The following is a 23,550-nucleotide window of genomic DNA, read 5'->3' on the forward strand; positions in this document are numbered from 1 at the left end:
CCGGCTGGACAGAACCCGGGCACGATTATATGTCTAGACATATAAGTCAAGCATCCCAGCTCGAGGGGACGATCACATGGCAGAGCGTTTCGACCGCATCTGGCACAACGCCCGGGTCGCCACGATGCGTGGCGATCGCGCCGATCTCGGTGAGATCGAGCAGGGTCTGATCGCAGCGCGCGACGGCCGCATCGTCTATGCAGGCACGCAGTCGGATTTTCCCGTCGATGCGGACGCCGTTGAACGGATCGATTGTGCCGGCCGCTGGATTACGCCGGGACTGGTCGATTGCCACACCCATCTCGTCTTCGGCGGCAATCGCGCGCATGAGTTCGAGCTTCGCCTGAAGGGCGCGAGCTATGAGGAGATCGCGCGCGCGGGCGGCGGCATCGTCTCGACCGTTGCCGCGACGCGCAAGGCGACCGAGGCCGAGCTCGTCGCCGGCGCATTGCCGCGGCTCGACGCGCTGATCGGCGAGGGTGCAACCACCGTCGAGATCAAGTCCGGCTATGGCCTCAATGCCGAGACCGAGATGAGGCAGCTGGCGGCCGCACGCAGGCTCGGCCGCGAGCGGCCGGTTGCCATCCGCACGTCGTTTCTCGGTGCGCATGCGCTGCCGCCAGAGGCCGATGGCGACAAGGACCGCTACATCGATCTGGTCTGCAACGAGATGCTGCCGGCGGTGGCCAAGGCCGGTCTTGCCGATGCGGTCGACGGTTTCATGGAGGGCATCGCGTTTTCTGCCGAGCAGACGGCGCGGGTGTTCGAGGCAGCGCGCGCGCTCGGATTGCCCGTCAAGCTGCACGCGGATCAGCTGTCGAATCTCGGCGGCGCGGCGCTCGCCGCAAAATTCGCCGCGCTGTCGGCCGATCATCTGGAGCACACGGATGAAGCCGGTGCGGTCGCGATGCGGAAGGCGGGGACCGTGGCGGTGCTGCTGCCCGGCGCGTTCTATTTCATTCGCGAGACGCAGAAGCCGCCGGTCGAGCTGTTCCGGAAGCACGGCGTGCACATGGCGCTGGCGACCGACTGCAATCCCGGCAGCTCGCCGCTGACCTCGCTGTTGCTGGCGATGAACATGAGTGCAACCCTGTTCCGGATGACCGTCGCGGAATGCCTCACAGGCGTGACGCGGGAAGGTGCGCGCGCGCTCGGCGTGCTCGCCGAGACCGGCACGTTAGATGCCGGCAAATGGTGTGACCTGGCGATCTGGGACATCGAGCGTCCGGCCGAACTGGTTTACCGCATCGGATTCAATCCGCTGCACCGCCGGGTGTGGAGGGGGCAATGAGCGATCCGGTCGCGCCTGATGTCGTAACCCCCGGAACAGTTGGCCTCGACGTGCTGGCGCGTGTGCTCGCCGGCGCACCCATCGTGCTCGATCCATCGTTCTGGCCGCGCGTCGAGGCGGCTGCAACGATCGTGGCGAAGGCCGCGCAGATCGACGTTCCCGTCTACGGCATCAATACCGGTTTCGGAAAGCTGGCGTCGACGCGCATCGCGCCCGATCAGACCGCACTGCTTCAGCGCAACCTGATCCTGTCGCATTGCTGCGGGGTAGGCCCTGCCACACCGGAGCCGATCGTGCGCCTGATGATGGCGTTGAAGGTGATTTCGCTCGGCCGCGGCGCATCCGGCGTGCGGCGTGATGTCATCGAGCAGTTGCAGGGCATGTTGGCCCACGGCGTCTCACCGCTGGTGCCGCAGCAGGGCTCGGTCGGCGCCTCCGGCGATCTGGCGCCGCTGGCGCATATGACTGCGGTCATGATCGGGGAAGGGCAGGCATTCCTTGATGGCAAGATCGTGCCGGGTGGCGAAGCGCTGGCCGCCGCCGGCCTTGCGCCGTTGACGCTCGGTCCCAAGGAAGGACTCGCGCTGATCAACGGCACGCAGTTTTCCACCGCCTACGCCATCTCCGGCCTGCTGCGCGCGCATCGTCTGGCCTGTGCCGCGCTGGTGACTGGTGCGCTATCGGTCGACGCGGCGATGGCCTCTACGGTGCCGTTTCGTCCCGAGATTCAATCCCTGCGCGGCCATGACGGGCAGATCGCCGCGGCTGCGGCCCTGACCGCGCTGCTCGACGGCAGCGACATCAGGCAATCGCATCTCGAAGGCGACGAGCGCGTGCAGGACCCATATTGCCTGCGCTGCCAGCCTCAGGTCGCGGGCGCCGTGCTCGATCTGCTCGCGCAAGCCGCGCGCGGACTGACCATTGAAGCCAATGCCGTGACCGACAATCCGCTGGTTCTGGTCGAGACCGGCGAGATTGTCTCAGGCGGCAATTTCCATGCCGAGCCGGTGGCGTTCGCCGCCGACCAGATCGCGCTGGCGCTCTCGGAGATCGGTGCGACCAGCGAACGGCGGATCGCGACCCTTGTCGACCCCGCCCTGAACTTCGGCCTGCCGCCGTTCCTGACGCCGGAGCCCGGCATCAATTCCGGGTTCATGATCGCTGAGGTCACCGCGGCCGCGCTCTATGCCGAGAACAAGCAGCGTGCGATGCCGTGTTCGATCGATTCCACGCCGACCAGCGCCAATCAGGAGGATCACGTCTCGATGGCCGCGCATGCCGCGCGCCGGCTGTCCGACATGGCCGACAATCTTGCCGCCATCCTCGGCATCGAGCTGCTGGTGGCTTCGCAGGGCATCTCACTGCGCGCGCCGCATGCGACCAGCGCGCCGCTCGCCGCCGTTATCGCCGCGTTGCGTGCGCATGTGCCGGCGCTCGCGGCGGACCGCTACATGGCCGATGATCTGGCGCGGGCAGCGAGGCTGATCGAGGCCGACGCGTTGCCCGCTGCCGCGATTGCGGCCCTTTCGACCGATCCATTTCCAAAACTTGCTTAGCCGACAGGACATCCGTCATGAATCGCCGACTGGATAACGAACGTATCATCCGTGCTCCCCGCGGCGCCGACATCAGCGCGAAGAGCTGGCTGACCGAAGCGCCGCTGCGCATGCTGATGAACAATTTAGACCCTGATGTCGCGGAGCGTCCCAGCGAGCTCGTGGTCTATGGCGGCATCGGCCGCGCGGCGCGCGACTGGGAGAGCTTTGACCGGATTGCGGCCTCCTTGCGCAAGCTCGAAGGCGACCAGACGCTGCTGGTGCAGTCCGGCAAGCCGGTCGGAATCTTTCGCACGCATGCGGACGCGCCGCGCGTGTTGATCGCGAATTCGAACCTGGTGCCGCATTGGGCGACGCTGGATCATTTCAACGAACTCGATCGGCAAGGCCTGATGATGTACGGCCAGATGACGGCGGGCTCATGGATCTATATCGGCAGCCAGGGGATCGTGCAGGGGACGTACGAGACGTTCGTCGAGGTCGGTCGCCGGCACTACGGCGGCAGTCTCGCCGGAAAATGGATCCTGACGGCGGGCCTGGGTGGCATGGGTGGCGCCCAACCGCTGGCCGCGACCATGGCCGGCGCCTCGATGCTCGCCGTCGAATGCCAGCCGAGCCGCATCGAGATGCGGCTGCGCACGGGTTATCTCGATCGCCAGGCGACGACGCTCGACGAAGCCCTCGCAATCATTGCCGATGCTGCCGTAGCTCGGAAACCCGTTTCGGTAGGCTTGCTCGGCAACGCGGCCGAGATCTTTCCGGAACTGGTGCGCCGCGGCGTGCGGCCGGACATCGTCACCGACCAAACAAGTGCGCATGATCCGATCAACGGCTACCTGCCGAAAGGATGGTCGCTCGCCGATTGGGAAGCGCGTCGTGCCGCCGACCCGAAGGCGGTCGAGACGGCCGCCAAGACCTCGATGGTCGATCACGTCCAGGCCATGCTGGATTTTCACGCGCAGGGAATCCCGACGCTCGATTACGGCAACAATATCCGCCAGATGGCCAAGGACATGGGCCTGAAGCAGGCGTTCGATTTTCCGGGTTTCGTGCCGGCCTATATCCGTCCGCTGTTTTGCCGCGGTGTCGGTCCGTTCCGCTGGGCGGCGCTGTCGGGGGATCCCGAGGACATCTTCAAGACCGATGCCAAGGTCAAGGAGCTGATGCCGAACGATAGCCATCTGCACAACTGGCTCGATATGGCGAAGGCGCGTATCAAGTTTCAAGGACTGCCGGCGCGAATCTGTTGGGTCGGTCTCGGCGACCGGCATCGCCTCGGCCTTGCCTTCAACGAGATGGTGGCGCGCGGCGAGCTCAAGGCGCCGATCGTGATCGGCCGCGATCATCTCGACAGCGGCTCGGTGGCAAGCCCGAACCGCGAGACCGAGGCGATGCGCGACGGCTCCGATGCGGTGTCCGACTGGCCGCTGCTCAATGCGCTGCTCAACTGTGCGAGCGGCGCCACCTGGGTGTCGTTGCACCATGGCGGCGGCGTCGGTATCGGCTATTCGCAGCATGCCGGCATGGTGATCGTTGCGGACGGCACGCCCGAGGCGGCACGCCGGCTCGAGCGCGTGCTGTGGAACGACCCGGCGACAGGTGTGATGCGTCACGCCGACGCCGGCTATGACACCGCGATCGACTGCGCGCGCGCCAACGGGCTCGACCTGCCGAGCCTGGGCTGACGCGGGTCCATGGTTCGGGAGTTGCTCGCCGCCGGCTGCATCTCCTGATCTGGGGTGTGGAGCTTAGCGAGCAATCTCCTTGCGGCTCTCAACCTTCCGGTTGATGTACGCACGGTAACCGGCCGGACCTGTCTTGCAACCGGTGGTACAGCTACCGGAGATAGACGATCCGTGGCGCGCTGCACCTGTGATCGATTGCTGGCGACTTTTCCTCATCTGCCTGCTTTCGCGTCAGCGTCGCTGACAGGATGAGCGGCGAGGGTCCTTGTCTCGCGGCAGATGACATGCAATCTTCCGCTCCCGGCAATGCTGTTCGAGAGCAACAAGAACAATAATCCCTCTCGTCCCTCCAATTCTGTCGAGGGCCTGATCATGTCGAACCCTACCCAAACAACGTCCGCTCCTTGGCGGATAGGCGTGCTGTTCTCGCGCACCGGCTTCATGTCGGTGATCGAGGAGACCCAGTATCAGGGCACGCAACTCGCGATCGAGGAGGTGAACGAGGCGGGCGGCGTCTGCGGCCGCGAGCTGGTTCCCGTTGCCTATGACCCCGGATCGGATTCGGCGGCCTATGGCCACTACGCCAAGCGGTTGATGGTCGAGGATCAGGTCAGCACCATCTTCGGCTGCTACACCTCGTCGAGCCGCAAGGCCGTGCTGCCGGTGGTCGAGCGGCTGAACGGCCTGCTTTGGTACCCGACGCTTTATGAAGGCTTCGAGGCGTCACCCAACGTTATCTACACCGGCGCTTCGCCGAACCAGAACAGCCTCGCACTGTGCCGCTATTTGATGGATACGTTCGGAACACGGTTCTATTTCGTGGGATCGGATTACATCTATCCGCGCGAATCCAACCGGGTGATGCGGGAACTGCTCAAGAGCAATGGCGGCTCGGTCGTCGGCGAACGCTACGTCAACGTCTATGCACGCTGGCAGGACTTCGTGCCGATCATCCAGGACATCAAGCGTGTCAGGCCAGACGTGATTTTCTCGACCGTCGTTGGAGAGGGCACCGTCTTTCTCTATCAGGCCTACGCGAATGTCGGGCTCGATCCAAAGCAGGTGCCGATCGCCAGTCTGACGACGACGGAAGCCGAAATAGCCGCCATGGGCTTCGACGTCGGTGAAGGACACGTGACGGCGGCATCGTATTTCCAGGGCGTCGAGGGCAGCGCCAACAACGCGTTTGTGCAGCGCTTCAAGAAGCGGTTCGGTGCCGATATCTCCACCAACATGTGCGCCGAAGCATCCTATTTCCAGCTGCATCTGTTCGCGAAAGCGCTTCAGCAGGTCAATTCGCTCGACACCGAAGTGCTCCGCTCGATGGTGTTCGGCACCAGCTTTGATGCACCGCAAGGTGCTGTCACCGTCAACCCGATGTCGGGGCATACCGATCTGTGGACCCGCATCGGGCGCGCCAACCGCCAGGGCCAGTTCGATGTCGTCAGTCAGTCAAAAGAGCCGGTGCATGCCGATCCGTTCCTGATCGGATATGGTCGCGCAACGCAAACAGGAAGCGTCCAATGAACGAGATGTCGCGTAAGCCGACGCTGAGCCGAGACGTCGGCGGGCGCAAGACCATGGTTCAGGAGCTCGCCGATCTGTCGGCCGTCGTGGTCGCGCCGGTCGACGATCAGGTCGGCATGTTGCTGCGCGAATTGCAGCGGTTCAGGATGCGGGTGCGTCAGGTCTGGCCGATGCCGGAGAGCGTGCCGGCCGATGCCGACGTGGTGTATTGCGAATATTCCCCGGATCTCGCACGGCGCCTGCCGTGGATTCCCGGCGATGCGCGTTCGGCGCTGGTCGTGATCCTGCCGGCGACGGAAGCGGTTCACGCCGACGCGCTGTGTCATGCGACGCCCAACGCCGTTCTGCCGCGGCCGTTCACGCAGAACGCAGTGCTGTCCAGCCTCGTGCTGGCGCGCAGCCAGTTCAGCTACGAACGGCGACTGCGCAGCAAGATCGAGAAGCTCGACGACAATCTGCGCTCGATGCGCACGGTGGAACGCGCCAAGGCGATTCTGATGGCGACGCGGCAGATGCCGGAAACCGAAGCCTATGGCTTCATCCGACGGCAGGCGATGGATCGTCGCGTGTCGGCAAGCGCAGTCGCTGCGGCGATTGTTGACTCGTTCGAACTGCTTGGCTACGATCATCAACAGTAAGCCCCAATAGCGGGGTTCGGCGGCGACAGCGCCGCCTTCGACACAACCGGCAACAAAGCCCTCCCAATGCTCGCGTAAGCGCGCATCGGGAGGGCTTTTTGTTTTTTCAGTCCTGAAGGGAGCTAGGGATGAGCATTTCACGGCGGACTTTGCTGAGGAATACCGCGGCGCTTGGCGCGTTTGCCGGCGCCGGACTGCCGCATATCTGGATCAAGAATGCCGACCTCGCTTACGCCGCGGGCGGCGAGATCAAGGTCGGCGTGCTGTTCTCGCTGACGGGAACGACCGCGATCATCGAGGAGTCGCTCAACAAGGCGACGCTGCTTGCGATCGAGGAAATCAATGCCGCGGGCGGCATCAAGGGCAGCAAGATCGTGCCGATCGTCGAGGATCCTGCGTCCGATCCTGCGACCTTCTCGGAGAAGGCGCGCAAGCTCGTCGTCGGCGACAAATGCGTCAGCGTGTTCGGCTCCTACACCTCGGCCAGCCGCAAGGCGGTGCTTCCGGTGTTCGAGCGGCAGAACAATCTCTATTGGTATCCGACGCTCTATGAAGGCCGCGAGTGCTCGAAGAACGTGATCTACACCGGCGCGGTGCCGAACCAGCAGCAGGACGAGTTCGTGCCCTGGCTGGTCAAGAAATTCGGCAAGAAGTTCTATCTGATCGGCTCGAACTACATCTATCCGAAAGAAGAGAACAACTACTGCAAGAAGCTGCTTGAGAAGCTCGGCGGCGAGGTCGTGGCGGAAGAGTATGTGCCGCTCGGCCATTCCGAATTCTCTTCCGTCATCAACAAGATCCGCTCGACCCAGCCGAACGTGATCTTCTCCACGGTGGTCGGCGATTCCGTGGTGGCGCTGCACCGTCAATACAAGGCTGCCGGCCTCGATCCCGAGAAGATGCCGATGGCGAGCCTCACGACCTCCGAGAACGAGGTCGCTGCGATGGGCGGCGAGGCTGCCGCCGGTCACTTCACGTCGGCGCCCTACTTCATGGTGCACAAGTCGCCGGAGAACGAGAAGTTCGTCGAGGCCTACAAGAAGCGCTGGGGCGCCGACAAGGTGACGCATTTCGTGTCTGAGGCCTGCTACTTCCAGACCTATCTGTTCAAGCAGGCGGTCGAGAAGCTTGCGACCAGTGACCTCACGCCGCCGAACATTCGCGACGCGGTCAAGGGCCAGGAAATGGTTGCGCCGCAGGGCAAGGTCCGGATCGAGCCGGAGAATCTGCACACCTGGCTGTGGCCCAAGATCGCGCAGGCGAAGTCGAACGGCCAGTTCGAGATTCTCGTCGAGGCCAAGGATTGGCTGAAGCCGGTGCCTTACGCGGCCTATCCCGGGCAGTCCTGCACCGAGAAGGGCCTGGTCGAGAAGAGCTGACGACGGGGGCGACAACGGCCGTCGGCGTGCGGCGCCGGCGGCCAGCTTCCCGCAACGAATACGGCCCCTCGTAAAGATGCGCGCGAGGGGCAGGGCGTACCAACGAATATCGAAAGCGGATCCCGACGTGGACCAATTCATCGAACAAATCGTCACCGGCCTCAGCATCGGATCGATCCTGCTGCTGGTCGCGCTGGGCCTGTCGATCATCTACGGCTCGATGGGCATCATCAATCTCGCCCATGGCGAGTTCGTGATGCTCGGCGCTTACGCGGCCTGGGTGTTTCACACCTATCTCGGGCTCGGCCTGCTGGCGAGCCTCGTTCCGATCTTCCTCGTGGTGGCCGCATTCGGCTGGGTTATCGAACGCTACGTCCTGAGCCTGCTCAACAACCGGCCGCTGGATACGATTCTTGCGACCTGGGGCGTCGGCATCATGCTGCAACAGGCGGTGCGGCTGATGGTCGGCAGCGAGCTGCGCTACGTGCAGCTGCCGCCGGCGCTGTCCGACAGCATGAGCGTGTTCGGCATCCCGGTGTCGTCCTATCGCGTGTTCCTGTTCGTGGTGTCGATCGCGCTGTTCGGGGCGACCTGGTTGCTGATGAATCGCACGACAGTGGGGATGAAGCTCCGCGCCATCATCCAGGACCGTTCGGTCGCAGCTTCCTTCGGCATCAACGCCAAACGGGTCTATGCGCTGACTTTTGCTTACGGCGCGGGTCTTGCGGGACTTGCCGGTGCACTGGTGTCGCCGCTGAAGAGCGTCTCTCCCGACATGGGCACCGGCTACGTGGTCGATGCCTTCATGGTGGTGGTGCTCGGCGGCGTGCAGAGCCTCGCTGGCACCGTCGCGAGCGCCTTCATCCTCGGCGAGCTCTCCGGCGGCATCGCCTTCCTTCAAAACGACACGGTGGCCAAGGCGATCGTGCTGCTCGCCATCGTCGTCCTCATCCGTTTCCGCCCCGAAGGGCTTTTCACCGCACGCGTGCGGGCCTGAGACAGATCGCTCATCTATGCCGTCGCATGTTCCTCACTCCAGCGGATTGCAGCGCCTGATCGCGCAGCTTGCACCGTTGCTGATCGTCTGCGCCGTGGTGTTCGCGCTCCCGGTGCTGCTCAACAATGATTTTCTGCTCAACAAGGTCGCGCGCTATCTGGTGCTCGGCATCCTCACGGTGTCGCTCGGCATGTCCTGGGGCTTCGGCGGCATCTTGAACCTCGGCCAGGCGATGAGCTTCGGGCTCGGCTCCTACGCCATGGCGATGGCGCTGAAGCTCAAGACCGTGCCTGTGCATACGGGCGCGAGCGGGCTGCCGGACTTCATGGTCTGGAACAACGTCCAGCATCTGCCGTGGTTCTGGGAGCCGTTCCGCTCGCTGTCCTTCGCCATCGCCGCGGGCCTCATCGTGCCGGCGCTGGTCGCGGCGGCACTCGGCTGGTTCATGTTTCGCGGACGTGTCACCGGCGTCTATGTCTCGATCATCACGCTCGCCACCATGGTGGTGATCAATCTCGTGATCATCGATCAGCAGAGCTACACGGGTGGCTTCAACGGCATCACCGATCTGGCCCAGCTCGAGATTTTCGGCGTCGCGTTCGATGCCTATGGCCGCGCTACCTACTATCTCGTCGCCGGTTGTGTCCTGCTCAGCCTGCTGGTGGCCTTTGCCTTCACAAGGACCAAGGCCGGCCTGATCGTGCAGGCGATCCGCGACCACGAGAGCAGGGTGCGTTACTTCGGCTACGACGTTGCGCTCTACCAGATCTTCGTGTTCGCGCTGTCGGCGGCGATCGCAGGCCTCGCCGGCATGCTCTACACGGTGGTGATGGAATTTGCCTCGCCGACCTTCCTCGGCGTGCAGCTTTCGCTTTCGGTGGTGGTGTGGTGTGCGGTCGGCGGCAGGCAGAGCCTGGTCGGTGCATTCCTCGGCGCGGTGCTGGTGGCGGGCATGCAGGGCGCGCTGTCGGAATCCGCAGCGTTCCTGGAAACCTGGACACTGGTGATGGGCGCGCTGTTCGTGCTCGTGGTGCTGTTCCTGCCGAAGGGGCTCGCCGGCCTAGCGCAGGTCGTCCTGCGCTGGATCGTGCAGCGCCGCCATGCTGCCGGTCGCGGCGTTGCGCAAGGCGTCGGCCAGACGGAGGGCAGCACATGAGCTCCCATCTAGATCTTCGCGACGTCTCGGTCAGCTTCAACGGCTTCAAGGCGCTCAACGCGCTCAACATGAGCGTGCGCAAGGGCGAGCTGCGCTGCCTGATCGGCCCGAACGGCGCCGGCAAGACCACGGCGCTGGACATCATCTGCGGCAAGGTCAAGCCGAGCGCGGGCACCGTCAGCTTTGACGGCACTGCGCTGCAGGATCTCGAGGAATACGAGATCGCCCGCGCCGGCGTCGGCCGCAAGTTCCAGGTGCCGAGCGTATTCCGCGAGCTTTCGGTGAGCGAGAATTTCGAAGTGGCACGGGCGCGTCGCACCTCCGTGCTCGGCAATCTGCGCTGGAATATCGGCAATTCCGGTCGCGCTGATGTCGAACGTCTTGCAGAGCTGGTCGGGCTCACCGACCAGCTCGACCGCCCGGCCGCCTATCTGTCGCACGGCCAGACCCAGTGGCTCGAAATCGGCATGCTGGTCGCCCAGGACGCCGAGCTGATCCTGATGGATGAGCCCACTGCGGGCATGACGGCGCAGGAGACCCGCAAGACCGCCGAACTGTTCGCGCGGCTGAAGGGCAAGCACACGCTGATCGTTGTCGAGCACGACATGGGCTTCGTCAAGGCGATCGGCGACGTCATCTCGGTGATGCATATGGGCCAGATGCTCGCCGAAGGCACCGCCGCGGAGGTGGAGGCGCACCCCGAAGTCCGCCGCGCCTATTTGGGATCGGGAGGCATCAGCCATGCTTGAGCTGACCGACGTCGACGCCTTCTACGGCAACAGCCGCGCCCTGCAGGGCATCAACCTGATGGTTGGCAACGGCGAATTCCTCGCGGTGCTCGGCCGTAACGGCGTCGGTAAGACCACGCTGATGCGCAGCATCCTCGGCCTGATGGACCGGTGCACGGGACGGCTGTCGCTCGACGGCGCCGACATCTCGCCGCTGCGCACCCATCAGCGCGCCAAGGCCGGTATCGCCTACGTGCCGCAGGGGCGTGGAATCCTGCCGCGCTTCACTGTGCGGGAGAATCTGACGCTCGGAACCTTCGCCGCGAAATCGGCCAACGGCATCGAGGAGTGGGTGCTCGAGTTGTTTCCGGTGCTCAAGGATTTTCTCAATCGCTACGGCGGCAATCTCTCCGGCGGCCAGCAGCAGCAGCTTGCGATCGCCCGTGCGCTGCTCGCCCAGCCCAAGGTCATCCTGCTGGACGAGCCGACCGAGGGCATCCAGCCCAACATCGTCGAGCAGATCGAGGACGTGATTACCCGCCTCAACCGCGAGCGCGGCATCACGGTCGTGCTGGTCGAACAGAATGTCGCGTTCGCGCGGCGCGCCTCTCACCGCTTCGCGTTGCTCGAAAAGGGACGCGTCGTCGCCAAGGGTGCGATCGGTGAGCTCACCGATGATCTCATCCAGCTGCACATGGCCGTGTAGCGGGAATATTCAAGAAAGGGAGTCGAGACATGTTGCATGGAGACATATCGAGCAGCAAGGACACGGTCGGCGTCGCCGTGGTCAATTACAAGATGCCGCGTCTGCACACCAAGGCCGAGGTGCTGGATAACGCGCGCAACATCGCCAAGATGGTCGAGGGCATGAAGCTCGGCCTGCCGGGCATGGATCTCGTGATCTTCCCGGAATACTCGACCCACGGCATCATGTACGACTCCAAGGAAATGTACGAGACGGCTTCGTCCGTGCCGGGCGAGGAAACCCGCATCTTCGCCGACGCCTGCCGCAAGGCCAAGGTCTGGGGCGTGTTCTCGCTGACCGGCGAGCGCCATGAGGAGCATCCGAACAAGGCGCCGTACAACACCCTGATCCTGATGAACGACAAGGGCGAGATCGTTCAGAAGTATCGCAAGATCATGCCGTGGGTGCCGATCGAGGGCTGGTATCCCGGCGATTGCACCTACGTCTCTGATGGCCCGAAGGGGCTGAAGATCAGCCTGATCATCTGCGACGACGGCAATTATCCGGAGATCTGGCGTGACTGCGCGATGCGCGGCGCCGAATTGATCGTCCGTTGCCAAGGCTACATGTATCCGGCGAAGGAGCAGCAGATCCAGATCTCGAAGTCGATGGCCTGGGCCAACAACTGCTACGTGGCGGTCGCCAACGCCTCGGGTTTCGACGGGGTCTATTCCTACTTCGGCCATTCCGCGCTGATCGGCTTCGACGGCCGCACGCTCGGCGAGTGCGGCACCGAGGAGAACGGCATCCAGTACGCCCAGCTCTCGGTGTCGCTGATCCGCGACGCCCGCCGCAACATGCAGTCGCAGAACCATCTCTTCAAGCTGATGCACCGCGGCTATACCGGCCTGATCAACTCAGGCGAAGGCGATCGCGGTCACGCGGTTTGCCCCTACACATTCTACAAGAACTGGATCACGGACCCTGAGGGCACGCGGGAGATGGTCGAAGCCATGACCCGGCCGACCGTCGGAACCGACGAATGTCCGATCGAGGGCATTCCGAACCAGAAGGTCGCGCATCGCTGATCGGAAAAACCGGGCTGCGCCGGCGCGATCGTTTGCGCCGGCGTGGCTCTGAAACTGTTGCAAAGGGAAACGGGGGTTACCATGAGCAGCCAAACGGACAACGGACTGGTTCAGCAGACCGAGGGGCAGATCGACGATCTTCTCGGCCATGAATTCGAACACGAGCCGGTGCCGATCAGCGCCCGGCGCAGCGCCTTCTCGGTCATGATGGTATGGCTGGGCTTTCCCATGATCATTACCGGCGCGATGACCGGATCACTGCTGGTGCTCGGCATGGGCTTCAAGAATGCGCTGGTGGCGATGATCGTCGGCAATTTGATCATGTTCGCCTATGTCGGCGCGCTCGGCCTGATCGGCACGCGGCGCGGCATGAACTTCGCGCTGATCGCCAGCATCGTGTTCGGAAAGAAGGGCTATGTGCTGGCGTCGGGTCTGCTGTCGACCTTGCTGCTGGGCTGGTACGCGGTGCAGACCGGCATCACCGGCGCTCTGATCTCCTCGACTTACGGCCTCAACTATGTGGCGATGACCATCGTCGCAGGCGTGCTCTATATCGCCATCACCTTCGTCGGTGTGAAGGGATTGCACTATATCGGGTTGGCGTCGGTTCCGCTGTTCGTCGTTCTCGGCCTCTGGGTCGCGGCAGATGCCGCCTCAACTACGACAGCCGCGGCCATCTTCGGTTATGCCGGCAATAACGGCGTAGCCAGCATGTCGATGGGTGTCGGTCTCACGGTGGTGCTCGCTTTGTTCATCGACGCCGGCACGGTGACTGCGGACTTCAACCGCTGGGCACCGAGTCCACGGGCATCGCTGGTCGCCACGTTCAGCGCGTTTCCGTTCGCCAATCTGGTGGCGATGCTGGTTGGCGGCGTGATGACGGCCGCGCTCGCGGTGCCGAACGCCAATCCGTTCGGCGTCGATAACATGTTCGGTTACATGAACGGCAAGCAGCTCACCTGGCTCAGCATCCTCGCGTTCATCTTCCTCTACGCCAATCTCGGCTCGGTCTGCTCGCACTGCCTGTACAACGCGGCCACCGGCTGGTCGCGCATCCTCGGCACCAATATGCGCCTGATGGCCGTGATCCTCGGCGCCATCGGCATCGTTGTCGCCGCGGGCAATGTCTGGGCGTTCTTCATCCAGTGCCTGTCGCTGCTCGGCATCCTCGTGCCGCCGATCGGCGCGATCATCCTGGTCGATCAGTATCTGTTGCGTGCCGGAGCGCGAGCGGACGTGGACTGGCGTGCGAAGCCGTTCATTGCCTGGGGCATCGGGTCGCTGTGCGCCTTTGCGGTTGAAAATCTCATGCCGGCGCTGTCCACTGCGATATCAGCCGCGCTGGTCGCCGGTATCGTGTACGGGGCGATCGCGCGGGTGGAGTCGTCGACAGAGAAGGTGGCGCGTCCCGCGTAAGCGATCAGCTCAATCAAGCAAGAAGGGTACATCAATGAGCGTCGACTATCAGATCTATGATCTCGGCAATCTGACCTTGCAGCGCGGCGCGACCATCCGCGACTGCAAGCTCGCCTACAAGACGTTTGGCCAGCTCAACGCGGCCAAGGACAATGTGATCGTCTATCCGACCTGGTACTCGGGCCAGCACTACGACAATGAATGGCTGATCGGGCCGGGCATGGCGCTCGATCCGGCGAAGTACTTCATCATCATTCCCAACATGCTGGGCAATGGTCTGTCGTCGTCGCCGAGCAACACGCCTGAGCCGTATAATGGGCCGCGGTTTCCGCAGGTGACGGCCTATGACAATGTGCGCGCCCAGCACCGGCTGGTGACCGAGAAGTTCGGCATCAAGCACATCCGCCTGGTGGTCGGTTGGTCGATGGGCGCCTTGCAGACGTTCCATTGGGGCGCGCTCTATCCCGACATGATGGATCTCTTGGCGCCGTTCTGCGGCTCGGCCAAATGCTCGCGGCACAATTATGTGTTCCTCGAAGGCGTCAAGGCCGCTCTCACGGCAGATGCCGCCTGGAAGGAGGGCTGGTACACCGACAAGCCGGCCCGCGGCCTGCGCGCCGCCGCGCGGGTCTATGCCGGCTGGGGCTTTTCGCAGGCGTTCTATCGCGAGCAGCTCGACATCAAGACGATGGGCTATTCGTCGCTGGAGGATTTCCTGGTGGCGTTCTGGGAGGGCTTCTTCCTGCCGAAGGACGCCAATAACCTGCTCACCATGCTGTGGACCTGGCAGAATGGCGACATCAGCGCCAACGAGATCTACAACGGCGATTTCAAGGCGGCGCTGCGGGCAATCAAGGCCAAGACCTACGTCATGCCGGGTCAGACAGATCTCTACTTCCCGCCGGAGGACAGCGAGAACGAGGTCGCGAACATACCGAACGCCAAGTTCGTGCCGGTGCCGTCGATCTGGGGCCACTTCGCGGGCGGGCCGGGCACCAATCCGGTCGATGTCGCCTTCATCGACACCAAGCTCAAGGAATTGCTCGCATCGTGATCTCAAACGATTGCGAACGACTGCCTGCGCGATCATGGGAGGCGTGAGCTTGTCCAATCCCGCTTTGCTGCTCGACCAGTACCGCATCCGCGAGGAGCCGTATTACCGGCCGCTCAAGGATGAGGTCGAACTGTTCGGCGCAGCCTATGCGAACCGCATGCCGGTGATGCTGAAAGGTCCCACCGGCTGCGGCAAGACCCGCTTCATCGAATACATGGCCTGGCGGCTCGGCCGGCCGCTGATCACGGTGGCCTGTCACGAGGACATGACGGCGGCTGACCTGGTGGGGCGGTGGCTGCTCGACGCAGAGGGCACGGTGTGGAGCGACGGGCCGCTCACGACGGCGGTACGTCTTGGCGCGATCTGCTATCTCGACGAGATCGTCGAGGCGCGGCAGGACACGACGGTCGTGATCCATCCGTTGACGGATGATCGGCGCGTGCTGCCGCTGGAAAAGCGTGGCGAGCTGATCCATGCGCATTCCGACTTCCAGCTCGTGATTTCCTACAATCCCGGCTACCAGAGCGCGATCAAGGACCTCAAGGAATCCACCAAGCAGCGCTTCGCGGCGCTGGATTTCGGCTATCCCGACCGGCCGGCCGAAACCGAGGTGGTGTCGCGCGAGGCCGGCATCGAACCCAACCTCGCCGATCTCCTGGTGAAGATCGCCCAGCACAGCCGCAACCTGAAGGGCCAAGGTCTCGACGAGGGCGCCTCGACCCGGATGCTGGTCAATGCCGGCCGCTTGATCGGATGCGGCATTAGCCTCGAGAAGGCATGCGAGACCACGATCGTCGTTCCCCTGACCGATGACGCCGACACCAGGAACACGTTGCGCGACGTGATCTCGGCCTGTGCGTGAATGGAAACTCGGAGGTGGCGGTCGCGCAAATCAGTTCGCTCGATAGCTTCCGATCCGGACGCCGGCTTGCGGCGCTCTTGCGTGGCCACGATGACGTCGGCGCGGCCGTGCAGGCGGCCCGGGCCGCATTGTACCGGATGGCTCCGCCCGATCATCTCGCGGCCTGGGACGAGGCTGTGCACGACCTGTTCGAGGCCAATCTCGGCAAGGCCGTGCTGTTGGGCTTTCTGCAACTGTCGCAGCAATGGCGAGCGCCGCGATCGACCTATGACCTAATCGCGATCGGCCGCGCCGCTGGGGATATCGGCCGCAACGCCGGCAGCCGCGCTGCCCATGCGCTGCTGGCCGAAATGTCCAAGGTGCTACCCCGGCTCTCGGGGGCTGGAGAGCTCTCCACCGTTCTTGCCGCGCTTGGCGAGCTCGCCGATGTGGGGCCGGAATCGGTCGGCCTTGCGATCGGCCGCCTTGGGCAACTGCTTGCGCATGCCGGCGGCGAGGATTTCTCCGCCTGGGTTTCCGCCGGCTTGCGCGCAAGCGGTGGCCGCGCGGCGCGGCGGCGCACTTATTTCGCGCTCGACGATCCGCTCTCGGCGCGGCTGTTCGCCGTCGGCCGGACCGGCGACGATTTCGCACGGCTGGAGAAACGCCTTGCTGCCACAATGATCGCCTTGTGGAACAGGAAGCTACGCTTCCGCAAGCTAGCCATTGCACCGACGCCGGTACCGCGGCGCACGTCGCTCGCCGCCGGACTCATCGGCCTTCCCGAGACCTTTCCCGGCTTCGAGGGTGAGGCGGCGGACGCCATCTATCTTGCGGCGGTCGCGCATGCCGGTGCGCATCTGGCGCATTCCACCGTCCGCTTTCCTGTCGGGCGACTGAAGGCGCTGCAGATTGCGCTGGTCTCGCTGATCGAGGATGCCAGGGTCGAGACCCTGGCGCTGCGCGAGATGCCCGGCCTGCGCCGGCTGTGGCTGCCGTTCCACACTGTGACGTCATCCGGCCAGGCAACCGCAGCCGGACTGATGGTGCGGCTGGCGCGGGCGCTGATCGATCCGGATTATCAGGATCCGGATGCGTGGGTGACCAAGGGACGTCAGCTGTTTGCCGATGCCGCCGGCCGCTCGACCGATCCGGCCATCAGCCGCGAGATCGGCGGATTGCTCGGCAACGACATCGGGCAGATGCGGCTGCAATTCAACGCCAAGAGCTACGTCGTCGAACCCGCGTACCGCGACGACAATCTGGCACTGTGGGATTTCGGCGACCAGCCGGACAGCCCGACCGAGACGATCGAACTTGCGATCGATTCGGTGCGGATCGAACGACGTGACGATCCGAGCGGACAATCCACCGACGACAACGCAAGGCCGGACGAGACGCTGCGCGCGAAGGCCAGCGCGGTGACGCTGCTGGACGGATTTCCAGTCGCGACCTACCCGGAATGGGATTATGCGGCGCGTACCGAACGGGCGGACTGGACCACGATTCTGGAAGCCGATGCCGACGTTTCCGCGCAGCCGTTCGATCCTTCGACGGACACCGAGGCGATGCGCTGGATCACCGAGCTGACCCGCGACGCGTCGATTGGTCGCCGCGTCCGCCACAAAGGCCAGCGTGATGGCGATGCGCTCGACATCGACGCGGCGATCGCGCTGACGATCGAGCGGCGCGCCGGCAGCATCAGCGAGCCCAGGGTCTACCAACGTGATGCGCCGGGACCGCGCGATCTCGCGATTCTGCTGCTGCTCGACTTGTCGCAATCAACCGCCGATCGTGATCGCCGTGGTCGGACGGTTCTCGATGTCGAGCGCAAGGCGGCCGCGATCTTGGCGACGGCGGTCGACGCTGCCAATGACGCGATCGCGGTGCATGGCTTCAGCTCCGACGGCCGCGAGCGCGTGCGCTATCTGCGCATCAAGGGCTTTGAGGAGCCGATGGACGCCGTCGTTCGTGCGCGTCTCGCGGGGCTTGGCAGCAGCCATTCCACCCGGCTTGGGGCGGCGTTGCGCCATGCCGGCGGCTACCTCGCAGGCCGGCGCGCGTTCCGGAAGGTGCTGCTGGTCCTCACCGACGGCGAGCCTTCCGATGTCGACGTGCCCGATCCGCAATATCTCGTGGAGGACGCACGCCGTGCCGCGCAGCAGCTGCGGCGGCGCGGCACCGATATTTTCGCCTTTGGTATCGGCGAGGACAGGTTTCCCCAGCTCGATCGCATTTTCGGTGAACGGTGTGCCCTCCGCGTGCCGCGGATCGAGGTGCTGCCGCAAAGGGTGATGCAGCTTTACGCCGAACTGAAGAAATAGAGGGTGCTGCCGCCCCGGGACGGTTCAGATCCTCCTCCGCGAGCCTACGCACCGCTGTCACACTTCGGCGCTAACGTTGCAGATTGGACACAGCGGCCCGCTTGGGAAACAATCGACGCGGATACGATGAGCATTCGATATCTTTCGAGGGGCTTGGCGGGAGGCCCCTCAGACGCTCCTCGTCGATTGTGCGTCTTGATCTGCCTTTGCATGCTGGGCGCCGGCACCGATGTCGCCGTGGGACAAGAGGAGCCAGGCGCCTCTGCAACGCGCATCACGTTCGATATTCCCTCGCAGTCCCTGACGTCCGCGCTGGAAAGCTATGGCGTCACATCGAAGCGCGAGGTGCTTTATGATGCGCGGCTTGCGACCGGCCGGCTCTCGGGCGAGGTGAGGGGAGTCTTCGCGCCATCTGAAGCCTTGCAGATCCTGCTCGATGGGACCGGCCTTGTCGGCCGTCTGACGTCTGAGAATGCAGTGGTGATTGTGCCCTCGTCTCCGTCCGCAGGGCAGTCGAGCCCATCTGAAGTTGATGCGCAAAAAGGCAATCCAGTCGTTCGTGCGCGTTACTACGCCGTGGTGCAGGAGCGAATTCGCGAGGCCTTCTGCAGGGACGCTGTGCTGAGGCCGGGCAGGTACCGGATCGCCGTGCAGTTCTGGATCGCTCCAACCGGAACCGTCCAGCAGACCAGGCTTCTGAGCAAGACCGGCGATGGACGCGTCGATAGCGCGATCGAGAGCACGCTTCGCGGATTGAGAATGAAGGAGGCGCCTCCGTCGGGGAATCTCGCAGCCCCTCACCATGGTTGTTGCGCCGCGCCTGTCGGAACAGGCGCAGGATTGCGCCGGCATCGACGCAATCCGTACCAGCGGCCAGGCGAACTGAGCGTGCCGCAATGAGTGACGCAACCCGGACCATGCTCCGCAGCTTCCTGGCTGCCCGTTACGATGATCTCAAGCTGCGGCTTAGCCGTCGTCTGGGATCGGCGGAGCTGGCCAGTGATGCGTTGCAGGACACCTATGTGCGTCTCGGACGTGCGGAGGTGGTGGGTTCGGTCCAAAGCCCGGCCGCGTATCTGTTCCGCATGGCCTTCAATGTTGCAATCGATCGGCAGCGGGCAGAGAAGCGGCGCCTGGCCCGCAACGAGGTCCAGGATCTGCTGCATATCGTGGACGAAGCGCCGGGGCCGGGTCAGATTACGGAGGCCCGCTTCGAGATCGAGGCCTTGGAGAAGGCGATTGCGGAACTGACGCCACGGCGCCGGGTCATCCTGTTGGCGGCGCGGCTTCAGGGGATGCCGCAGCGGGAAATTGCCAGCCGGCTGGGGGTCTCGTTGCGTCTGGTCGAGAAGGAGCTCCGCCTCGCCCAGGAACACTGCGCGCTGAGGCTGGGAAAATAGTTGTGCGGTTTGTGGCTATGGCGAACGTCAAATGGACAAGCGGACGACCCGGCTGCGGAGGCCGCCGATGGCGCGCGCTGCGAGGCAAGTCCGAATGACCAGCGAAGGCAGCAAATCGACCATGGGGCTCGGCGCGATGGAGCGGGAAGCACACGCCTGGGTGAGGCGCTTGACGTCCGGAGACGCGACGGTCGAGGACGCCGATACGTTCCAGCTGTGGCGCCGGCAGAGCGCAGCCCACGCGATTGCTTTTGCGAACGCAAGCAAGCTTTGGGAGACGGTTGGCAACGCCGGTCATAACCTCCGGTACGACCCTGCATCGCTCGGCGCGTTGCTTGATGGCGAAGCAAGGCGCGTGATGACCCGCAGGCTGGTCCTTCGCGGCGGACTTGCGACCGCGGCGGTAGCTGCCGGGGCAGTCGCGCTGCGTCCCCCGCTCGAGCTCTGGCCGTCATGGTCCGAGCTTGCGGCAGATTACCGGACGGGTGCGGGAGAGCAGCGCAAGCTTGCCTTGAGCGACAGCGTCTCGATCAACCTCGACTCGCGAACCAGCATCGCGCTGCGGCCGGACCACGGTGACACCAGCCGGATCGAGTTGATCACCGGACAGGCATCGATCGCGACAACTCCGCAGCTGTCGAGACCTGTGACTGTGATCGCGTCCAGCGGTCAAACGGTTGCGACGCAAGCCTCGTTCGACGTGCGTTACCTCGGCGCCGAGGTGCGTGTCACCTGTCTGGGGGGCGAGGTTCGCGTCGAGCATCAGGGGAATGCCCGCACTGTTCGTGAGAGGCAGCAGATTGCCTATGACGAGAGGCGTTTGAGCGACATCGTCGCAATCGATCCGGCGGTCGAAGCGGCCTGGCAAGAGGGCTTGCTCGTCTTCCGTTACACGCCGCTGCCCAAGGTGGTGGAAGAGGTGAACCGGTACCGATCGGGCCGGATCTTCATCGTCAATGCCGAGCTGAACGCGCATCTGATCAACGGCCGCTTCCATATCGATCGGATCGACGAGATTCTCCTACAGCTCGAGCAAGCCTTTGGCGTGAAAGCCAAAACACTGCCCGGCGGCATTGTGCTGCTGAGCTGAGGAGGCGGCCAACGAGGGTTGCGAAAAAAGTTCGAGTCCGGCGTGCGGGTCGACCCGTTCGGGATCGTCACAGCCGCAAGGGTCTCGGTGCCGGCACCGGGACACGAATGTTCGGCTCGACATCGCCCCGCGCAAGAAAGCGATTCCATGGTTCCCCGCTTCTCCAGGTCTCTATCCAGCGCAACCGTTCGCGCTGCATTGTTTGGCAGCGTCAGCGTCGCGGCACTTCTTGCCAATGCGCCGGTCGCCGCGCGCCCGTTTGGATCGGCCTGGACAGCATCACCATCGGCTGCGGCGATGGCAGCTTCGCAATCGGCTGCGCAGGATGCGGCAGCAGCGGCCAAGCAAGGTCAGGATGCGATGGCGCGCGCCACACGCGCCATCCAGGCGATGCAGGCCTTGCAGAATGCGGCGCGGAGCTCCGCGCAGGCCTCGCAGCGCTCGGCGACGCTGCCGCAGGTCGCCGTACCCAACGGTCTCACGCCCGGCGGCCTCCAGGCGGCGCCGGGATGGCAGGGCGCCAATGCGCCGACGCAGGCGGTCGATGCCGCCGGCCAGACCCAGGTCGGCATCCGGCAGACCAGGGCGCAGGCGATCCTCAACTGGAATTCGTTCAGCGTCGGCGCGCGCACCACGCTGACCTTCGACCAGCAAGGCAATGCGAATTGGGTAGCGCTCAACCGCGTGGTCGGCAGCACGGCGCCGAGCCAGATCCTCGGCAATATCAAGGCCGACGGCTCGGTCTATGTGATCAACCAGAACGGCATCATCTTCGGCGGCGCGAGCCAGGTGAATGTCGGCTCCCTGATCGCCTCGACTGCAAACATCGCCGATACCCAGTTCCTCACCAACGGCATCTACGCGCAGCAAGCCGGCGGCCAATATGTGCCGAGCTTCACCGGGGCCCGCGGTGCCGTGACGGTCGAGGCTGGCGCGCTGATCGCGACCAACGCGCCATCCTCGGTGACGCAGGGCGGCGGCTTCGTCCTGCTGATGGGAACCGAGGTCAGCAACGCCGGCTCGATCAGCGCACCGCGCGGCCAGGTGCAACTCGCCGCCGGCAACGACTTCCTGCTGCGCCCGGGCTATAGCACCGACGCCAACCAGGCCTCGACCACGCGCGGCAACGAAATCTCGCCGATCGTCCGCGACGCGATCGCGGCTGTCGGCAACTCAGGTTTGATCTTCACCCAGCAAGGCGACATCACGCTCGCGGGCCGCAGCATCACCCAGGGCGGGCTGCTTGTCGCCACGACCTCGGTCAACACCCGCGGCACGATCCACCTGCTGAACTCAGCCTCCGATTCTGCCGGCAACATCACGCTCGGCAGCGGCAGCCTGACCGCAATCCTGCCCGAGCTCGACAGCAGCGACACCGCGCTCGACAGCCAGCGCAGCCAGCTGGTCGCCGATTCCAAGGCCTTCATCCACGCCCCGGTCGCCAACGCCCAGTTCGATAACCTATCACAGCTCGCCGACCGGCTCGACCAGGGACGGATCGAGATCGTCAGCGGCGGCACCGTCAACTTCAAGGATAGCTCGACCACGCAGGCGCAAGGCGGCCAGGTGGCGGTCAGCGCCAGCCATCGCGTCTTCGCCGAGAGTGGATCCATCGTCGACGTCTCGGGCGTGCGCGGCGTGCTGCTGCCGATGTCGGCCAATAACCTGCTGATCAACGTACAAGGCAATGAGCTGCGCGACTCGCCCGCCAATCGTGATCAGGGCAATCTGAAGAACGCGGATGTCTGGATCGACGCGCGCGACCTAGTGCTGGTGCCGGCAGGCACCGGCGGTTATGCGACCGATCGCTACTACACGCCGGGCGGCCTGCTCGAGATCTCGGGATATCTCGCCAATACCGCCCACCGGATCGGCGAATGGGCCGCGGTTGGCGGCACGGTCGCGCTGTCAGCACAGGAAGTCGTGGCGCAGAAGGGGGCGGTGTTCGACGTCTCCGGCGGCTCGGTGAGCTATCAAGGCGGCTATATCCGCACCACCAATTTCCTTGGGGCGGACGGCCGGGTCTACGGTGTCGGGCAGGCACGCGCCGACGTGCAGTTCTACGGCTTCGGCGGCGGTTTTGTTCACGAGCACAAGCTCGGCGGCAAGGTTGCGTCGAATCTGACTGAAATCTGGACCAGCCCGTTCGGCAAGGGCCGCGTGACGAGCCGCTGGGAGGATGGCTACACCATCGGCCGCGACGCCGGCTCTCTGATTCTGTCGACGCCGACGGCGGCGTTCGAGGCCAACATCGTTGCCGACGTCGTCACCGGCTCACGCCAGACGACGGCTCGGCCGGACGGCGTCACCGACGGCTACAAGCTGTCGCAGTATGTTGCGCCGCTCCAGGGCAAGCTCGCGCTGGGGGGCTATTCCGGGCTTGGCCTCACCGCTGCATCCACCGCGCGGGTCGTCTTCGGCCAGACGCCTGAGATCACCGAGGCGCTGAACGCCACGTCGGTCCTGCCCGACGATCGCATCGGGACTGCATTCTTCAATTCCGACGCGCTCAATGCCGCCAGGCTGGGCGGTCTCAACTTTGCGAGCAGCAAGGAAATTCTGGTCGAGGCGCCGCTGGAGCTTGCGCCTGGCGCCGTGATGTCGAGCGCGACGATCGACGAATCGAGAGTCGACGGCCTGACCGCCCGCGTGCCGTCGACGCCGCCCTTGGCGCCGTTGAACCTGGCTGTACCGG

The 23,550-nt window shown here is 64.4% G+C and carries 19 protein-coding genes; all 19 read left to right on the plus strand.

Going from position 1 to position 23,550, the window contains the following annotated elements; translation table 11 throughout:
• Nucleotides 1-76: 76 nt before the first annotated feature.
• Nucleotides 77-1,291, plus strand: a complete 1,215-nt coding sequence (gene hutI / locus FNJ47_RS11975; protein ID WP_163153276.1) for an imidazolonepropionase — start codon at nt 77-79, stop codon at nt 1,289-1,291.
• Entirely contained in the window at nt 1,288-2,847 is a 1,560-nt protein-coding gene (gene hutH / locus FNJ47_RS11980) for a histidine ammonia-lyase (protein WP_163153277.1), read from the plus strand. Before hutI ends, hutH begins: the two co-directional genes overlap by 4 nt.
• A 17-nt stretch (nt 2,848-2,864) precedes the next feature.
• On the plus strand, nt 2,865-4,532 hold the full coding sequence (hutU, locus tag FNJ47_RS11985) for a urocanate hydratase (protein ID WP_163153278.1): 1,668 nt from the start codon (nt 2,865-2,867) through the stop codon (nt 4,530-4,532).
• Nucleotides 4,533-4,904: 372 nt separating this feature from the next.
• On the plus strand, nt 4,905-6,059 hold the full coding sequence (locus FNJ47_RS11990; protein ID WP_206685311.1) for a transporter substrate-binding domain-containing protein: 1,155 nt from the start codon (nt 4,905-4,907) through the stop codon (nt 6,057-6,059).
• Complete coding sequence (locus FNJ47_RS11995; protein WP_163153280.1) at nt 6,056-6,697, plus strand: ANTAR domain-containing response regulator; 642 nt, start codon at nt 6,056-6,058, stop codon at nt 6,695-6,697. Before FNJ47_RS11990 ends, FNJ47_RS11995 begins: the two co-directional genes overlap by 4 nt.
• A 128-nt stretch (nt 6,698-6,825) precedes the next feature.
• Nucleotides 6,826-8,076, plus strand: a complete 1,251-nt coding sequence (locus FNJ47_RS12000; RefSeq protein ID WP_175068368.1) for a transporter substrate-binding domain-containing protein — start codon at nt 6,826-6,828, stop codon at nt 8,074-8,076.
• A gap of 127 nt (nt 8,077-8,203) precedes the next feature.
• Nucleotides 8,204-9,073, plus strand: coding sequence for an urea ABC transporter permease subunit UrtB (gene urtB, locus FNJ47_RS12005; RefSeq protein ID WP_076866843.1), 870 nt, complete (start codon nt 8,204-8,206; stop codon nt 9,071-9,073).
• Nucleotides 9,074-9,089: 16 nt separating this feature from the next.
• On the plus strand, nt 9,090-10,229 hold the full coding sequence (gene urtC, locus FNJ47_RS12010; protein ID WP_163153281.1) for an urea ABC transporter permease subunit UrtC: 1,140 nt from the start codon (nt 9,090-9,092) through the stop codon (nt 10,227-10,229).
• Nucleotides 10,226-10,978 (plus strand): urea ABC transporter ATP-binding protein UrtD, encoded by a 753-nt coding sequence (gene urtD, locus FNJ47_RS12015; protein WP_163153282.1) that lies wholly within the window; start codon nt 10,226-10,228, stop codon nt 10,976-10,978. The genes urtC and urtD overlap by 4 nt, the downstream gene beginning before the upstream one ends.
• Nucleotides 10,971-11,663 carry an urea ABC transporter ATP-binding subunit UrtE gene (urtE, locus tag FNJ47_RS12020; RefSeq protein WP_163153283.1) on the plus strand — a complete coding sequence of 231 codons (693 nt, stop codon included), beginning with the start codon at nt 10,971-10,973 and terminating at the stop codon, nt 11,661-11,663. Before urtD ends, urtE begins: the two co-directional genes overlap by 8 nt.
• A gap of 29 nt (nt 11,664-11,692) precedes the next feature.
• Nucleotides 11,693-12,730, plus strand: a complete 1,038-nt coding sequence (locus tag FNJ47_RS12025; protein WP_163153284.1) for an aliphatic amidase — start codon at nt 11,693-11,695, stop codon at nt 12,728-12,730.
• A gap of 81 nt (nt 12,731-12,811) precedes the next feature.
• Nucleotides 12,812-14,146 (plus strand): purine-cytosine permease family protein, encoded by a 1,335-nt coding sequence (locus tag FNJ47_RS12030; RefSeq protein ID WP_163153285.1) that lies wholly within the window; start codon nt 12,812-12,814, stop codon nt 14,144-14,146.
• A gap of 34 nt (nt 14,147-14,180) precedes the next feature.
• Nucleotides 14,181-15,200: an alpha/beta fold hydrolase gene (locus FNJ47_RS12035; protein WP_163153286.1), complete on the plus strand. Its 1,020-nt coding sequence runs from the start codon at nt 14,181-14,183 to the stop codon at nt 15,198-15,200.
• 49 nt (nt 15,201-15,249) lie between these two features.
• A complete protein-coding gene (locus FNJ47_RS12040; protein ID WP_274613199.1) occupies nt 15,250-16,062 on the plus strand; it encodes a CbbQ/NirQ/NorQ/GpvN family protein in 813 nt (270 codons plus the stop codon).
• A gap of 14 nt (nt 16,063-16,076) precedes the next feature.
• Nucleotides 16,077-18,365 (plus strand): VWA domain-containing protein, encoded by a 2,289-nt coding sequence (locus FNJ47_RS53905; protein WP_163153288.1) that lies wholly within the window; start codon nt 16,077-16,079, stop codon nt 18,363-18,365.
• A 210-nt stretch (nt 18,366-18,575) separates the two neighbouring features.
• Nucleotides 18,576-19,265, plus strand: coding sequence for a TonB C-terminal domain-containing protein (locus tag FNJ47_RS12050; protein WP_163153289.1), 690 nt, complete (start codon nt 18,576-18,578; stop codon nt 19,263-19,265).
• On the plus strand, nt 19,262-19,765 hold the full coding sequence (locus FNJ47_RS12055) for an RNA polymerase sigma factor (protein WP_163153290.1): 504 nt from the start codon (nt 19,262-19,264) through the stop codon (nt 19,763-19,765). The genes FNJ47_RS12050 and FNJ47_RS12055 overlap by 4 nt, the downstream gene beginning before the upstream one ends.
• Nucleotides 19,766-19,859: 94 nt before the next feature.
• A complete protein-coding gene (locus FNJ47_RS12060; protein ID WP_163153291.1) occupies nt 19,860-20,855 on the plus strand; it encodes a FecR family protein in 996 nt (331 codons plus the stop codon).
• A 297-nt stretch (nt 20,856-21,152) separates the two neighbouring features.
• The coding region (locus tag FNJ47_RS12065) for a two-partner secretion domain-containing protein (protein ID WP_235999839.1) at nt 21,153-23,550 on the plus strand (2,398 nt) is incomplete at its 3' end.

Source organism: Bradyrhizobium uaiense (assembly GCF_010811875.1).
In the GTDB taxonomy this organism is placed as follows: Bacteria; Pseudomonadota; Alphaproteobacteria; order Rhizobiales; family Xanthobacteraceae; genus Bradyrhizobium; species Bradyrhizobium uaiense.